The 14384-nt window shown below is 63.5% G+C and carries 15 protein-coding genes; 2 read left to right on the forward strand and 13 right to left on the reverse strand.

Annotation, left to right across the window (positions count from 1 at the left end):
• The 11 genes from paaD to FXB38_RS01040 all read right to left on the reverse strand — a co-directional run bounded on the left by paaD (nucleotide 1) and on the right by FXB38_RS01040 (nucleotide 8774).
• Nucleotides 1–504: a 1,2-phenylacetyl-CoA epoxidase subunit PaaD gene (gene paaD / locus FXB38_RS00990; RefSeq protein WP_148748918.1), complete on the reverse strand. Its 504-nt coding sequence runs from the start codon at nucleotides 502–504 to the stop codon at nucleotides 1–3.
• On the reverse strand, nucleotides 498–1274 hold the full coding sequence (gene paaC, locus FXB38_RS00995) for a 1,2-phenylacetyl-CoA epoxidase subunit PaaC (RefSeq protein WP_187434587.1): 777 nt from the start codon (nucleotides 1272–1274) through the stop codon (nucleotides 498–500). The genes paaD and paaC overlap by 7 nt, the downstream gene beginning before the upstream one ends.
• A complete protein-coding gene (paaB, locus tag FXB38_RS01000; protein ID WP_148748920.1) occupies nucleotides 1274–1561 on the reverse strand; it encodes a 1,2-phenylacetyl-CoA epoxidase subunit PaaB in 288 nt (95 codons plus the stop codon). The genes paaC and paaB overlap by 1 nt, the downstream gene beginning before the upstream one ends.
• Nucleotides 1562–1572: 11 nt before the next feature.
• Nucleotides 1573–2565: a 1,2-phenylacetyl-CoA epoxidase subunit PaaA gene (gene paaA, locus FXB38_RS01005; RefSeq protein ID WP_187434588.1), complete on the reverse strand. Its 993-nt coding sequence runs from the start codon at nucleotides 2563–2565 to the stop codon at nucleotides 1573–1575.
• Between the two features lie 76 nt (nucleotides 2566–2641).
• Nucleotides 2642–3508 carry a phenylacetic acid degradation operon negative regulatory protein PaaX gene (paaX, locus tag FXB38_RS01010; RefSeq protein ID WP_148748922.1) on the reverse strand — a complete coding sequence of 289 codons (867 nt, stop codon included), beginning with the start codon at nucleotides 3506–3508 and terminating at the stop codon, nucleotides 2642–2644.
• A gap of 97 nt (nucleotides 3509–3605) precedes the next feature.
• On the reverse strand, nucleotides 3606–4376 hold the full coding sequence (locus FXB38_RS01015) for an esterase/lipase family protein (protein WP_148748923.1): 771 nt from the start codon (nucleotides 4374–4376) through the stop codon (nucleotides 3606–3608).
• Between the two features lie 202 nt (nucleotides 4377–4578).
• Nucleotides 4579–5865: a DUF445 domain-containing protein gene (locus FXB38_RS01020; protein ID WP_148748924.1), complete on the reverse strand. Its 1287-nt coding sequence runs from the start codon at nucleotides 5863–5865 to the stop codon at nucleotides 4579–4581.
• Between the two features lie 157 nt (nucleotides 5866–6022).
• On the reverse strand, nucleotides 6023–6478 hold the full coding sequence (locus FXB38_RS01025) for a phasin (protein ID WP_148748925.1): 456 nt from the start codon (nucleotides 6476–6478) through the stop codon (nucleotides 6023–6025).
• 246 nt (nucleotides 6479–6724) lie between these two features.
• A complete protein-coding gene (locus FXB38_RS01030) occupies nucleotides 6725–7318 on the reverse strand; it encodes a GNAT family N-acetyltransferase (RefSeq protein WP_187434589.1) in 594 nt (197 codons plus the stop codon).
• Entirely contained in the window at nucleotides 7315–8397 is a 1083-nt protein-coding gene (locus FXB38_RS01035) for an alpha/beta fold hydrolase (RefSeq protein WP_148748927.1), read from the reverse strand. The genes FXB38_RS01030 and FXB38_RS01035 overlap by 4 nt, the downstream gene beginning before the upstream one ends.
• On the reverse strand, nucleotides 8394–8774 hold the full coding sequence (locus FXB38_RS01040) for a hypothetical protein (RefSeq protein WP_148748928.1): 381 nt from the start codon (nucleotides 8772–8774) through the stop codon (nucleotides 8394–8396). Before FXB38_RS01040 ends, FXB38_RS01035 begins: the two co-directional genes overlap by 4 nt.
• A gap of 163 nt (nucleotides 8775–8937) precedes the next feature.
• Here FXB38_RS01040 and FXB38_RS01045 point away from each other — a divergent pair, with 163 nt between their 5' ends.
• Nucleotides 8938–9852: an alpha/beta fold hydrolase gene (locus FXB38_RS01045; protein WP_148748929.1), complete on the forward strand. Its 915-nt coding sequence runs from the start codon at nucleotides 8938–8940 to the stop codon at nucleotides 9850–9852.
• Between the two features lie 128 nt (nucleotides 9853–9980).
• On the forward strand, nucleotides 9981–10445 hold the full coding sequence (locus tag FXB38_RS01050) for a nuclear transport factor 2 family protein (protein ID WP_148748930.1): 465 nt from the start codon (nucleotides 9981–9983) through the stop codon (nucleotides 10443–10445).
• Here the strand turns inward: FXB38_RS01050 and FXB38_RS01055 are convergent.
• Both FXB38_RS01055 and FXB38_RS01060 read right to left on the reverse strand, forming a co-directional pair.
• Complete coding sequence (locus tag FXB38_RS01055; protein WP_148748931.1) at nucleotides 10442–11116, reverse strand: spermidine synthase; 675 nt, start codon at nucleotides 11114–11116, stop codon at nucleotides 10442–10444. The two genes, FXB38_RS01050 and FXB38_RS01055, sit on opposite strands and share 4 nt — an antisense overlap.
• 30 nt (nucleotides 11117–11146) lie before the next feature.
• On the reverse strand, nucleotides 11147–14383 hold the full coding sequence (locus FXB38_RS01060; RefSeq protein ID WP_148748932.1) for a bifunctional cytochrome P450/NADPH--P450 reductase: 3237 nt from the start codon (nucleotides 14381–14383) through the stop codon (nucleotides 11147–11149).
• Nucleotide 14384: the final 1 nt, after the last annotated feature.

A 14384-nucleotide genomic window follows, 5' to 3' on the forward strand; every position in this document is an offset into this window, starting at 1 on the left:
TCAATGACACTTGAAATAATCAAAGGGCTCGCGGCAGGACTTGCAGCGCCAAAGCGCTTTGCAGGAGGTCGATCCGAATTCGGACAGCAGCTCCGTCTCCTGCGAGCCGCATTGCGGGCATGTGACGGCCTGCTCGCCGAACAGCGCGCGACGCGAGTGTGAGGATTGCGGCGGCGCGATGCCGTAGGCGTGCAGCTTGCGGCGTCCCTCTTCGCTCATCCAGTCGGTGGTCCAGGCCGGCGACAGCACGGTGCGCACTTTCGGCTGACGAAAGCCGGCGCGCTCCAACGCAAGCTCGATTTCGAGCGCGATCATGTTCATGGCCGGGCAACCCGAATAGGTCGGCGTGATCGCAACCTCGACATGGTCGCCGTCGAGCACGACATCGCGCAGCACGCCGAGATCGGCGATGGTCAGCACCGGGATTTCCGGATCGACGACATTTGCAGCAGCGTCCCAGGCGCGCCGGCGCAACTCGCTATCGTGCTCCAGCACCGTCACCATGTCTGCCCCGGAAACGTGCGCTGCATCGATTGCAGCTCGGACAGGAGATGACCGAGATGCTCGCCGTGCCGACCCGAACGGCCGCCCTGCTGCATCCAATCATTCTGCGGCAGAGTAAGCGTTGCTTCACCAACGACATCAGACAGCGTCGTCATCCAGCGGCCGCGCAAGGTGCCGGGATCGACGGCGATACCGGCATGAATCATCGCGCGCTCGCCGTCATCGACGGCAAACATCTCGCCCGTGAAGGCCCAGAGGTGATCGATCGCCGACTGCGTCCGTTGACGGCTCTCGTCGGTGCCGTCGCCGAGCCGGATGATCCATTCCGAGGCGTGACGCAGATGATAGGCGCTCTCCTTCTCCGACTTCGCTGCAATCGCCGCAAGCGTCGTGTCGCGCGAGGTCATCATGGCGCGCCAGTAGAGATCGGCGAAGGCCGAATAGAAGAACTGCCGCACCAGGGTCTGGGCGAAGTCACCATTGGGTTGCTCGACCAGCAGCAGATTGCGGTATTGCCTGACGTCGCGCAGATAAGCGAGCTTGTCCTCGTCGTTATCCTTGCCTTCGGTCTTGGCGGCATAGGTGTAGAGCTCGCGCGCCTGGCCGATGAGGTCGAGCGCAATGTTGGAGAGCGCCATATCCTCTTCCATCATCGGCGCGTGCCCGCACCATTCCGACAGCCGGTGTCCGAGGATGAGCGCATCGTCGGCCCGGCGCAGCGCGTAGAGCACGAGCGGCGTTTCGGAGACCTGGATGTTGGCGGCGGGCATCACATGTGCCCCACTTCTTCCGGCACCTCGTAGAATGTCGGATGCCGGTAGATTTTGGACTCAGCCGGCTCGAACATCATGCCCTTCTCGGCGGGGTCGCTTGCGGTGATCGCGGTCGACGGCACCACCCAGATCGAAAGGCCCTCGCCGCGGCGGGTGTAGATATCGCGCGCAGCCAGCAGCGCCATCGTGGCATCGCTCGCATGCAGCGAGCCGACATGCTTGTGCGCGAGCCCGTTGCGGCTGCGAATGAAGACTTCCCACAGCGGCGTATTCGGCGTGGTCATTTTTGATCTCCCTATTCCGCAGCTTGCGCGGTCTGACGCTGCGCGCGCTTCGCCGCGTAGGCGGCAGCGGCCTCGCGCACCCAGGCGCCCTCGTCGTGCGACTTGCGGCGCGCGGCCATGCGGTCACGGTTGCAGGGGCCGTTGCCGGCGAGCACCTGCTTGAATTCGGTCCAGTCGATCTCGCTGTAGCGCCAGTGACCTTCCGCATCCTGAGTCATGCCGGGATCGGGGATGGTGAGGCCGAGATATTGCGCCTGCGGCACGGTGGCATCGCCGAATTTCTGGCGCAGCTCGTCATTGGAGAAACGCTTGATCTTCCACTTCGTCGACGTGTCGCTGTGCTGGCTGGTGGCATCGGGCGGGCCAAACATCATCAGCACCGGCCACCACCAGCGGTTCAGCGCGTCCTGCGCCATCGCCTTCTGCTCGTCCGAGCCGCGGCACAGCGTCAGCATGATCTCGTAACCCTGGCGCTGATGGAACGACTCCTCCTTGCAGACGCGGATCATCGCGCGCGCATAGGGGCCATAGGAGCAGCGGCACAGCGGGATCTGGTTCATGATCGCGGCGCCATCGACCAGCCAGCCGATGGTGCCGATGTCGGCCCAGGACAGCGTCGGATAGTTGAAGATCGAGGAATATTTGGCCTTGCCCGAGAGCATCGCGTCGACCAGCTCTTCGCGCGAGGTTCCGAGCGTCTCGGCGGCGGCGTAGAGATAGAGCCCGTGGCCGCATTCGTCCTGCACTTTGGCAAGTAACGCCGCCTTGCGCCGCAGCGTCGGCGCGCGCGTGATCCAGTTGCCTTCGGGCAGCATGCCGACGATTTCGGAATGGGCGTGCTGGGAGATCTGGCGGGTGAGCGTCTTGCGATAGGCCGCCGGCATCCAGTCATTCGGCTCGATGCGCTCTTCGGCATCGATGCGGGCCTGGAACTGCGCGGCCTTGGCCGCGTCCTCAAGACCGCGATCATCGGTGTCGGCCGTGTTCAGCGCCTGGGTATACATGCGCATCCTCCCGTTTGGTTGGGAGGAAATATATAACAAAAATTATCTCATGCAAGATATTTCTGTAACATATAGGTCAAGCCTCGAACCTCCGTTCCAGCAGCTTTCTCGCCGGCGGCAGCGCCCCCTTCTCGTTGGTTCCATGCCTATCAAGCCATTGTTCGGACGGCGCCAGCAGCGCGCGATAGATCTCGCCGCAAAGTTCGCGGGCAGTCCTGCCCGGCCAATCCGCCGGCAGCAGGCTCTCAGGCAGCAGCGGATCGCGCAGCACGACGCGGCGGTAGTAGTGGATCAGCAGGATGCGCGCGGTGAAGGCATCGGCCTCGGACAGGCCCGCGCCGCGCGCAAGCGCGGCGCGCAGCGGCTCGAACGTCTTCATGAATTTCAGATAGGCGTCGGCGGTGCGCTCCAGCGGCCAGCTCGCGCCGAGCAGGCGACGCCCGCTGTCATCCTCAGCCGAAACTTCGAGCCGGATGGCACCGGCAGCTTCCTCCGGCACCGGAACACCCGACGGAGCGACCCAGACGCCCGGCAGTGGGCTACCGAAGCCGGCATTGCGCAAGGCTTCGCGCGAGGCGTCGCGGTCCTCACCATTGCCGATCAGCAGCAGCTCGAAGCGGCCGGTCCAGTCCGACGGTAGCGGATCGTAGATGTGGCGCGTCGCGGCCTCGAACGTTTCTCGGCCCTTCTCGGCAAGACGATAAAAGCTGTTGCGGCCGACCTTTTCGCGCGTCAGCCAGCCATCGGCAGCGAGCCGCGACATCGCGGTGCGCACAACGCCGGCATCGATGTCCAAGGTCTCGAAGAACGCCAGCAGCGTGCCGAGCCACACCGAACCGCCGCGCGGCACGATGGCATCGCCGAACATGGTGATGACGATGGAGCCGGTGCGCGACGGCTCGCGCTTGAGCTGGTCGATGATGCGAGAGAGCGGATGCGCCATGCGCGAGGCATAGCGCGTTTGGTGCGGGCGCGACAATGGAGAGACGCGACGATCTTGCTGCTCGCTCTTCCCGTTCTTACCGGGAGAGGCGAAGAAACTACCTGTGCGGATCGGGATAAACCAGGCTGCGCCAGCCGCTGCGATCAAAAGGCTGCCACTGGCCTTCCTTCTGCGCGAGACGGTCGGCGACCGCATAGACAACGGCTGGATGGTGGCCCATGCCGCAATGGCTGCTTTCGACCTCGATGCTCTCGGTCTGCGCGCCCGACTTCTCCATGCAGCCTTGCCAGGCGCAGACGCCGTCGGTACGGCTGAAGATCGCGGTGGTCGGCACCGGCGGCGGGACGGCGAGTTCGCCACCGAACTCTGGATCGACATCATCGGCCTTGCGGCCGCTCGCCCATTCGTAGACACGCCAGGCATTGGTCGAACGGTGATCGCCGGCAAAGGGGCTGCCGAGCGTGATCACCTGGCGCACGCGCTCGGGCATCATCTTGGCGAGCTGGCGCGCATAGAGGCCGCCGAGGCTCCAGCCGACCAGGCTGATCTTTCGGACGTGCTTGTCGCTGAGCTCCTCGACCAGATCGACCATCGCGTGCTGCACGCCCTCGCGCAGGCCGTAGTTGCGGCCCTGGCGCCAACCGCTCACCGCGTAGCCCTTGCTGGTCAGAAAGGTGCGCAGCGCCCGCGTTGATGCGTCGGAGGCCACGAGGCCCGGCAACACCAGCACCGGATGCCCATCACCGTGCGGCGCGAGGCTCAGCAGCGGCAGCGCCCCGAGGAATGCGCCGAACTCGTGGATCGCGCGCCCTTCCAGAAACATCAGGGTACGGGATGGCGGACGCAGCGTCTGGGCAGTAGCGGTCATCAATGGATCCCCTGGGCAAGAATTCCTGGAAAGCTTGCCGGACGCGATGCCGGCAATGGGCATGAATTCCTATACGCCGGCTTCTTGAACGTTCCGCAGCGCAACATGAATCAGCTAGGCGGCCGGTTCCCGACATTCAAGCCGGTGCAGCACTGCGCCACAATAGGCTCAGGCGTTAATGCTAAGGGCCGTGACGCAAAAGTCACAACCATCGGAGCAGGAATTCTACGGAGTAGAGGACGAGACCTGCGAGCCCGCCGATCAGCGAGCCGTTAAAGCGGATGTATTGCAGGTCGCGGCCGATGTTGATCTCGATCAGCGAAATCAGCTGCGCCATATTCCATGATTTCACCTGATCTGAGATGAAGGTCGAGACGCCGCTCTTCTGGTCAGCGACGAAGCTGCGCAGCACCGTCACCAGCCCCTTGTTGATCTCGCCACGCAACTCGGCGTCGCCGGCGAGCGCATCGCCCGCCGAAACGAACATTCCGGCGAGATGATGCTGCAGCACCTGCGTCTCGCCGGACGCACTGCGCTCGATGAAGGATCGCGTGTTAGCCCAGACGGTGCGGGCGAGATCGGCAAGCTCGGGCCGCGCCAACAGATCGCGCTTCAAGCCGTCGATACGATCGATATAGGCCTGATCGGTGCCGAGCCGGTCAACGAAGCTCAGCACCATGCGGTCGAACTCGCCGCGGAACGGATGCTTGGGATCGCTGCGCACCTCATTGAAGAAGGCAGTGGCGGACGCCACGATCTTGTTCACCAGAAACTTGTCGGCGCGATAGAGCCTGAGCAAGGTCGGCAATTCCGCGCGCACCTTCTCGCGGATCATCGCCATCGTCTCTTTCTGGTTCAGCGTCTCGTGCATCACGCGGAGGAGATCGTCGAACAGGATCTGGTGCCGCCCCTCCGCGACGAAGCCGCGCAGCGTTCCGGCAGCGAGCGGCGCAAGGTCGATCGCCTGGAGCTGGGAGGACATGCGGCGGATGATGAAGGTCATCAGGCCCGAGCTTTCGGTTGTTGAGACCGCCTCCGGCAGCAGCCGCAGCGCGAAGCGCGCAAGGTCATTGCTGCGCTTGCGGTCGCGCAGCCAGTCAGCGACGAAGGAGCCGAAATCGATCTCCTGCAGCTTGGCCTCGACGGGACCTGCCTCGAGGAAATGCACCTGGATGAATTCGCCGAGCTTGTCGGCGATGCGGGCCTGGTTGCTCTGGATGATCGCGGTGTGCGGGATCGGCAGGCCGAGCGGCCGCTTGAACAGCGCGACCACAGCGTACCAATCGGCGAGCCCGCCGATGGTCGCAGCTTCCGCGAAGGCCGCGATGAAGCCGAACACGGGATGCACGGGCAGCAGCCATTTCGCGACAACGAACAGCAGAAGCGTCGAGGCCAGCACCAGGGTCGCCAGCGCCTTGACGCGGCGCAGCTCGGCCGCGCGTTCGGCATCGCCCGGAGTGTCGAAGGAAAAGGTGGCGGGTGAAGTCATCACTGCATCACCCTACCCGTCATTGCGAGCGAAGCGAAGCAATCCAGTCTGCCTCCGCGGAAAGACTCCGGATTGCTTCGCTCGCAATGACGGCAGCGCAAAAAACAAAGGCCCGCCGAAGCGGGCCTCAAATTCAGTTTCTCGTCTCAGGCGCCAATCAGGCGGTCTTGGTGTAGACCTTGGCAAAGTTGTCCTGAGCGGACTTCGCACCGTTGGCGGCGAGGTTGCCGAGATAGTCGGTGGTCGCCTTGGCGCGCGAGACGAAGGCTTCGCCGCGAGCGCGGAGCAGGCTCGACTGGATCTCGACGGCTTCGCTGAACGACTTGGCGGACGCGAGCTTGTCGATGCCCGAGAAGAACGCCTCGGCGTCCTCATAGATCGCCTGCTGGATGTTGCGGCTGATCTTGCCGGCCTCAGTGACGGACTCGGTCACCGCGTTCTCGACGGCGGCGGTCACGCGCTCGGAGCCAGCGAACACTTCGGCAGCACGATCCTTGGCGGTGTTGGCAGTCTTCTTGACGAACTCGCGGGCGGCCTCGGGAACTTCCAGGTTCTGGATGTTCTTGAACGCGTCCTTGAAGCCTTCGAAAGCAGTGTTGGTCTCGGTCGTCATTGGGGTCTCTCCATCCTCATTGAGTTGAGCTATGGGCTCACCCCGTCCGGTTGTGGCCCGGGGCACGGCTTATATGGCAGAGTTAATGGTGCGATGCAACATTCGTATTGCACTGCGATATCACGAAACCGTGAACCGCCGAAAGAGCAGGCAATCTGCCGCCTTCCTGGCCCGCCGCCTACTGTGCATGGGGTTGATTTCCAGCTTTTGGGTTGCCCAATGGCGTCTCAGTGCTGGACGGCGCTCCTAGTGCTGGACGGCGCCCGTCAGCCCGTAGGCTTCCATCTGGGCCTGGACCTGTGCAATGTTGTGGCCAAGCACGACGATGTCGTGGGTCTTGCCGCCGACATCCCGGACATGGTCGCGGAGCAGCGCCTCGGCCTTGAAGCCGAGGCTCTCGAACAGCGCGATCGCCGCCTGCTGGTCGACCGTCATCTGGACCGAGAGCTTTTCCAGCCCGGCCCCTAGCGCGAGCGCAAAGGTCTCCTGCGACAGCGCCTTCCCCACCCCCTTCCCGCGGACCTCGGGCGAAACCACCATGCGGATCTCGCCGACATGGGGCGACCAGGAGTGCGGATCGCGCACCAGCGTGCCGCAACCTACGACCTTGCCGTCTTTCACCGCGAGAAGGCTCTGAATCGCGCCACGCTCGATCTCCTTGACCCAGGCGGACAGCACCTTCGGTTCGCTGATGTTGCGCGGCAGGAACAGCAGGTCATGCGTCGGCAAGCCCTTGCCGAAAGCGAGCACAGCGCCTTCGTCCGCAGGCGACATCAGGCGGATATCGATATCGCCCGCGTCGGTCTTGACGTGACGCGGATAGGCACGCTGCTCACTCATGTCGATCTCTTTCCCAGCCAGGAATCCAGTTTCGGCCACAGCCGCTTGACCGCATTGGCGCCAGCGACCAGCGAGACGTGACCGCCCTTCAGCATCACCTCTTCCTTGTCGTCGGATCCGATCTTGGCGATCAGATGTTTTGCGGCCTCATACGGCACGATGTGATCGTGCTCGGCAACCGCGTGCAGCATCGGCACCTTGATGTTCTCGAGCTTCGCTGTGCGACCGCCAACCGACATGGTGTCGTTGAACAGCTTGTTGTCCCACATCAGGTCCTTGGTGATGGTGCGGAAATATTCGCCCGCCAGCGGCAGCGTGTCGGTCGCCCAGCGATCGAACATCCGGTAGGACTTGACGAACTCGTCGTTCCAGATGTTCTCCCAGAGCTGGATCTGGCTGACCGTGCGCGAGGCCGGACGCAGCATCTCGAACGACGACAGGATCATCTCGGGTGGCACATTGCCGACGCTGTCGACCAGGCGGTCGACGTCGAAATAACGTCGGTCGGAGAAATTGGAGAATAGCTTCATCTCGCGGAAGTCGATCGGCGTGGTGAAGCAGATCAGATTCTTCATCGGCCCGTCCGGGAAGATCGAGCCATAGAGCAGCGACAAGACCCCGCCGAAGCAATAGCCGATGACGGAGACATCCTGCTCGCCGGAATCGGCCTGCACGCGACGGACGCAATCTGGGATGAAATCGAGGACATAGTCCTCCATCCTCAGGCTCTTTTCCTCCGGCCGCGGCGCGCTCCAGTCGAGCATGTAGACGTCGTAGCCGCGCTTGAGCAGGAACTCGATGAAACTCTGGCCCGGCACGAGATCGAGGATGTAGCCGCGATTGGTCGTCGCCATGACGACCAGCACCGGCACGCGGTAGATCTCGTCCGACATCGGCCGGTAGTGGTAGAGGCTCATCGTACCGCGCGAGTGCAGCACGTCCTTCGGCGTCGATCCGAGCGCGGGACCGGAGCTCGAGAAATATTCGACGCCCTTGATGCTGCGCTGGATCGCGCGCTGCACTTCGGACTGGATGCGCTCCGGGATCGCTGCGAAATCAAGTCCCGTCGGCGCGTTCATCTTTGCTCTCCGCCTTCGGAGGGCGGGCGTTTGGTGCGTGGCGGACGCGGCGCGACGCCGATCTGCGCATCGCCCGAATTGGCCGACATCTGGCTCAGCATCGACTTGATCTCGCCAATCTGGCCTTCGATGGCTTGCAGCCGTTCGGCGATGCCGGTCATCTGCTCGCGGCTCGGCAGGTTCATGGAGAGCAGGTACTTCTCCATGAGATCGCCGAACTGCTTCTGAGCACCCGCAGCAGCGCCGCCGGCGCGATTCATGGCTTGCGAGAATTCAGGCGTCTCCATCGCCTTGGTGGCGAAGGAGTTGAACCCCTTCTCCATGTCGCCGACCATCTTCTGCCACAAGGCGACTGGGTCGGTGATCTTGTCGGTCATCAGCGTCCTCCCAATTTGGAGGGCTTGTGCCCTTCTTTTCCCGCCATACCACACCGTTGCGCGGGGCCGGTCAACCGGCAAGCGGCGGGTGCCGCGCACACGGCTTCTTTGCCGCGGGAAACCGTGCGATACAGCATTGATCAAAAGCCAAGGGAACACGCCTGTGAACGCCCATCAGCCGCCTCAGACCCTCCGCGCCAACGGCATCGACATCTGCTACGAGATTTTCGGCAACGACAATGCCGAGCCGCTGCTGCTGATCATGGGGCTCGGGGCGCAGATGATCCATTGGGACGATGTGTTCTGCGAGCAGCTCGCCGCGCGCGGCTTTCGCGTGATCCGCTTCGACAACCGCGACATCGGCAAGTCGAGCCATCTCGCCGGCGGCAAGCGGCTAACGCCGCTCGAGCTGCTCAAGCTTCGCTTCCTCAGGATTCCCGTGGCCGCAACCTACAAGCTGATCGACATGGCCAAAGACACGGTCGGCCTGATGGACACGCTCGGCATCAAGTCGGCGCATCTGGTCGGGGCGTCCATGGGCGGCATGATCGCGCAGGAGGTGACGCTGTCGTTTCCGCAGCGCGTGCGCTCACTGACCTCGATCATGTCGACGACAGGCAATCCGCGCGTGCCACCGCCGACGCGGGAGGCCGCTGCCATGCTGATGGCACCGCCGCCGCGCAGTAAGGAGGAGTTCATCACCCGCTACGGCCAGACCTGGAAGGTCTTGCGCGCCGGTTCCTTTCCGGAAGAAGAAGCGCTCGACCCCGGCCGCGCCGAACGCGTCTTCTCCCGCGGGCTCAATCCGGCCGGCGTCGGCCGGCAGCTCCGCGCCGTGCTCGCCTCCGGCAGCCGCAAGCAGCGGCTGCATGGCGTCAAGACGCCGACGCTCGTGATTCACGGCACGGTCGATCCGCTGGTCCGTCCCGAAGGCGGCAAGGACACGGCAGAGTCAATTCCGGGTGCAAAGCTACTGATGATCGAAGGCATGGGCCACGCGCTTCCGATGAGGTTCTGGCCTGAGATCATCGGCGCCATCGACATGCACGCCCATGGCGCAGCAGTGCAGGCGGCGTAGACCGACGCCCTCGGTCTCCTGGCGGTGACCATGTGAGCTGCCGGTTACTCTCTTAACGAGTGCCGGCGCGAAAGCTATAGAGGCCTTCCTCAATCGCAAGACAGGGGCTGCGGCCTCTCGGAGCTCACATGCATCTCATCGTCCGGCCGGTCGCAATGCTCGCCGCTTCAATTCTCGTGCTGTCCCTCGCCAACGGCGCCGCGATGGCTGGCAGCGCACAAGAGGAAGCCAATCGCAAAGCGGTGCTGGCCTTCTACGAGAAAGGTCTCAATCAGAAGGATGTCGACGCGGCCCTCACCTATGTCGGCGACCGATACACCCAACACAATCCGAACGCTGCCGATGGTCCGGAGGGCTTCCGAAAGTTCATCGGCTTCCTGCGTGAGAAGTTCCCGAACTCGCACAGCGAGATCAAGCGCTCTTTCGTTGATGGTGACTACGTCATTCTCCACGTTCACGCGGTTCGCGAACCCGGCACCAAAGGCAACGCGATCGTCGACATCTTCAAGCTCGATAACGGCAAGATCGTCGAGCATTGGGACGTGGTGCAGCCGATCCCGGAGAATCCGGCGAACAACAACACGATGTTCTAGCTCTTCTTCGCGATCCAGATCACGTGGCGCGCGCCGCCACCCCTGCCGGTGGCGCGCACACTGACCTCGTTGACGTCGAAACCGGCGCTGCCGAGACGCTTGGTGAATGCAGGATTGGGTCCCGACGACCAGACACCGAGCACGCCGCCCGGCCGCAATGCCGCCTTCGCCGCCTTCAGCCCGCTTGCGCTGTAGAGCGCGTCATTGCCCTTTCTCGTCAGCCCTTCCGGCCCGTTGTCGACATCGAGGAGAATGGCGTCGAAAGCCGAGCTCTTCGCCCGGATGATTTCGCCAACATCGGTCTCCCGGATGCTCACCCTGGCATCATCGAGACTGTCGCCGAAGACCTCTGACATTGGGCCTCGCGCCCAGGCGACGACCGCAGGCACCAGCTCGGAGACCACGATCTTCGCCTTAGCTCCGAGCACGGTAAGCGCCGCACGCAACGTAAAGCCCATGCCGAGGCCACCGATGAGGACGACGGGCTTTGCGACGGTCTCGATTCTCTTCGCCGCGAGCGTCGCGAGCGCGACCTCGGAGCCCGACAGGCGGTTGTTCATCAGCTCGTTGATGCCGAGCTTAATGGAGAACTCTTTGCCGCGCCGCATCAGGCGAAGCTCCTCGTCGGAGCCGGGGATTTTGGCGGTATCGATCTTTTCCCAGGGAATCATGCGAGAGCTTTAGCACGATCGGACGAACAATCACCCTCCCGCCCAGACGTCCAGCACATAGCGGCTCTTCGCACCCATCTCCTCGATCCAGCGCGCACCGGCGGCCGTATCGCTGCCGCTCTTCTCGCGATGGATCGCGACCAGCGCCGCCTTCACGTCGGGCTCCATGTTGCCGCCGTCGCCACAGACATAGATGATCGCGCCCTGCTCGATCAGCGGCCAGACCTTGTCCTTCTGCGCGGCAAGCATGTGCTGGACATAGGTCTTCGGTCCGTCCGCGCGCGAGAACGCGGTGAACAGTTCGGTGATGCCGCCGGCCGACAGCGTCTTCAATTCATCCGCATAGAGAAAATCTTGGTCGGGATGGCGGCAGCCGAACAACAGCATCGCTGAGCCAAGGACGGCCCCCTTGGCTTTACGCGCGGCGCGCTCCTGGAGGAAGCCGCGGAACGGAGCCAATCCCGTACCCGGACCGATCATGATGATCGGCACGGATGGATCATCCGGGAGCCGGAAGCCGGCCTTGGTCTCTCGCACCGTCGCGTAGACCGTATCGCCTGTGCGGCGGTTGGCGAGATAGTTCGAGCAAATCCCCTTGTAGGTGCCGCGCCCAGAGGCGGCCAGCCCTTCGACCACGCCGACCGTGACGCTACAGCGCGTCGGATCGACCGACGGCGAGGACGAGATCGAGTAATAGCGCGGCGCCAGCAGCGAGAGCATTTCCAGATAGACATGGAACGGCAATTCGCAGGCGGGATATTCGAGCAGCAGGTCGAACACGGATTTGCGCCTGGCCAAAATCTCGCTGCGATAACGCTCGAGCGGTTCGGCCTCCTCGCCGGCGAAGGCGAGCAATTTCGGCTTGGTGACGGGGCAACGGGTGTGCTCAGCCATGATCTGGATCTGCTTGCGCGTCGCCACCTGCTGCAACTCGACGAACTCGCTGAGCAGACGGCCGACCGACACGGCATCGCCAACAGGCAACTGCGCGCGACGGCCCTCGGCGACCTGAAGCCTGATCTGGTCGGCCGGCAGGAAACCGAACCGGCGGGCCACCGAATCAACCAACGTCGGATCGTTGCGTGGAACCACGCTCAAATGGTCGCCGACCCGGTAGGTGACATTAGACGGAAGCTGCACCTCGATATGGCGCGTCGAGCGCTCGGACGGATTGGCGCCGGACTTGTTCTGGAGCTCGTCATTGACCAGCACCTTCATCGCCACCGCGCCGCCCTGGGCCACGATGGTGTTGACGGCGGTCACCGCGACCGGCTCGATCGCGTAGAGCGGATCGTCCTCCGCGGTGCGGGTGAAATTCCAGTCGATGCCGAATTCCTTGGTCGCAACCTGGGCGGCGGCCGGGAACCACTTCTGGAACTGACCGTCGAGATCGCTGCGCGCGTCGCCCTCGCCGCGCGGATAGACCGCGCGGGCACCATGCTTCGACAATTGCTCGTCGATGAACCGTGGCACCGATTGATAGGTTGCGGCCCAGTCGCTGTTGCCACAGCCGAACACGGCGTACCGCACGTTGGCGAAGGCGTCTCTTGGCAAGTCGTCGCCGAGCCATTTGACGAACTGCGTCGCATTGTCAGGCGGCGCCCCGTTATAGGAGGCGCAGATAATCAGCACGCCGCCGGCTTGCGGCAGCTTGCCGACGTAGTCGTCGAGCGGCCCGAGGCGCACGGCAAAGCCGTTGATCTCGGCGAGATCGGCCATGCGCGTCGCAAGCTCCTCGGCCGTGCCGAGGTTGGAGCCGTAAAGAACCAGCATCGGCGTGTTGTGGCCGAGCCGGGTGGTCGGCTGACGTGGTGCCCTCGGCGCAGAAGCCGCCGCCGCGACCGGGCCGCCATAAGCACCGCGCTCACGATCGGCACGCGGCCGGACCATGATCTTGAAGCCTTCCGGCTTAATCGTCAGCGTTTCCTTCAAGTGCATCTGATAACGCTGATGGTCGATCAGCCTGAAGCGCTGGAGGATCATGCCGAGCGCGAGCGCGGCTTCATGCATGGCGAAGCCACGGCCGATGCAGGCGCGCTGGCCGTTGCCGAACGGCTTCCAGGCATTGACCGGCCGCTTGGCTTCGGCTTCCTTGCTGAAATTCTCGGGATCGAAGGCATCAGGGTTGGGCCCCCAGACGCTGGGGTCGCGATGCAGCGCCGTCACCAGGATCGTGGTGAATGTGCCTTTCCTGAGCTTGTACTTGCCGCCGCCGATGGTCTCGTCGTTCAGAGGCGAGATCCCATAGGCCGGCGCCGGCGGCCACAGCCGCAGCGCTTCTTTCAGGATCTGCGTGACGTAGGAGAGCTGCGTCACCTGCTGGTAGGTCGGCTTGGCATTGACGTCCGGACCGAAGACGCGGTCGACCTCGTCATAGGTCTTCTTGAGAATGTCCGGATGCTTGAGCAACGCATAAAGCGTGTAGGACAGCAGGCCGCTGGTGGTCTCGTGCCCCGCGATCAGGAAAGTGTTGATCTGGTAGCGGATGTTGACGTCATCGAGCTGCTCGCCGGTCGAGCGATCGACGCCGGTCATCATCGCGGCCAACATGTCCTTCTTGTCATCAATTCCTTCGGCACTCTTGCGGCGCTCGGCGATGATCTCGTCGACCATCTTGTTCATGAAGGCAACGTCTTCGCCCAACGTCTTCCGCCGCTTCTGCATCCAGAGCTGCTCGAACGGCAGGCCGCGCGTCATCATGATGGTTTCAAGTGAGCGCACCAGCGATTCGACGAAGGGATGGTAGTCGCGCCGGTAGAACGAGTTGAAACGGTACTCGAAACCGCACAGGCCGATCGTGTCGAGCGTCAGCGCCGTCATGTCGTGGACGACGTCGATCTCGTCGTCGGCGTTCAGACGCTCCCATTTGTGGACGAGCTGCTCGGCGATATCGACCATGCTCGGGTGGTAGGACTGCATGGCGCGGTTGCCGAAGGGTTGGAGCAGGATGTTGTGCGCCTTGCTCCAGTTCGGCTCCTTGGTATCGGCGGTGAACAGGCCGTCGCCGCCGACCGCGCGCACGCGCCGCAGCGCACCGCGCACCGTCTTGTCGAATCGTTTTTCATCGGAGAGCTCGTCGACGAGATCGTGTCCGGAGACGACGACGATCGGCGACCCCATCATGTCGAGCCAGAAGATCGGGCCGAGCTCCTTGGCAAGCCGCGTCAGGTGCTGCACGGGTGCGGCCGAATCCAGCGACAGCATGTTGCCAACCACCGGCTTGGGCGGCGGCTGCGGAATCGGGTCCAGACGGTTCTTCGATGACATC

Source organism: Bradyrhizobium cytisi (assembly GCF_008123515.1).
Taxonomy (GTDB): Bacteria; Pseudomonadota; Alphaproteobacteria; order Rhizobiales; family Xanthobacteraceae; genus Bradyrhizobium; species Bradyrhizobium cytisi.

What these genes read in the sequence shown, in the direction of transcription:
- paaD (WP_148748918.1), bottom strand. Translation starts at nt 504, where the DNA reads ATGGTGACGGTGCTGGAGCACGATAGCGAGTTGCGCCGGCGCGCCTGG.
- paaC (WP_187434587.1), bottom strand. Translation starts at nt 1,274, where the DNA reads ATGCCCGCCGCCAACATCCAGGTCTCCGAAACGCCGCTCGTGCTCTAC.
- paaB (WP_148748920.1), bottom strand. Translation starts at nt 1,561, where the DNA reads ATGACCACGCCGAATACGCCGCTGTGGGAAGTCTTCATTCGCAGCCGC.
- paaA (WP_187434588.1), bottom strand. Translation starts at nt 2,565, where the DNA reads ATGTATACCCAGGCGCTGAACACGGCCGACACCGATGATCGCGGTCTT.
- paaX (WP_148748922.1), bottom strand. Translation starts at nt 3,508, where the DNA reads ATGGCGCATCCGCTCTCTCGCATCATCGACCAGCTCAAGCGCGAGCCG.
- FXB38_RS01015 (WP_148748923.1), bottom strand. Translation starts at nt 4,376, where the DNA reads ATGACCGCTACTGCCCAGACGCTGCGTCCGCCATCCCGTACCCTGATG.
- FXB38_RS01020 (WP_148748924.1), bottom strand. Translation starts at nt 5,865, where the DNA reads ATGACTTCACCCGCCACCTTTTCCTTCGACACTCCGGGCGATGCCGAA.
- FXB38_RS01025 (WP_148748925.1), bottom strand. Translation starts at nt 6,478, where the DNA reads ATGACGACCGAGACCAACACTGCTTTCGAAGGCTTCAAGGACGCGTTC.
- FXB38_RS01030 (WP_187434589.1), bottom strand. Translation starts at nt 7,318, where the DNA reads ATGAGTGAGCAGCGTGCCTATCCGCGTCACGTCAAGACCGACGCGGGC.
- FXB38_RS01035 (WP_148748927.1), bottom strand. Translation starts at nt 8,397, where the DNA reads ATGAACGCGCCGACGGGACTTGATTTCGCAGCGATCCCGGAGCGCATC.
- FXB38_RS01040 (WP_148748928.1), bottom strand. Translation starts at nt 8,774, where the DNA reads ATGACCGACAAGATCACCGACCCAGTCGCCTTGTGGCAGAAGATGGTC.
- FXB38_RS01050 (WP_148748930.1), top strand. Translation starts at nt 9,981, where the DNA reads ATGCATCTCATCGTCCGGCCGGTCGCAATGCTCGCCGCTTCAATTCTC.
- FXB38_RS01055 (WP_148748931.1), bottom strand. Translation starts at nt 11,116, where the DNA reads ATGATTCCCTGGGAAAAGATCGATACCGCCAAAATCCCCGGCTCCGAC.
- FXB38_RS01060 (WP_148748932.1), bottom strand. Translation starts at nt 14,383, where the DNA reads ATGTCATCGAAGAACCGTCTGGACCCGATTCCGCAGCCGCCGCCCAAG.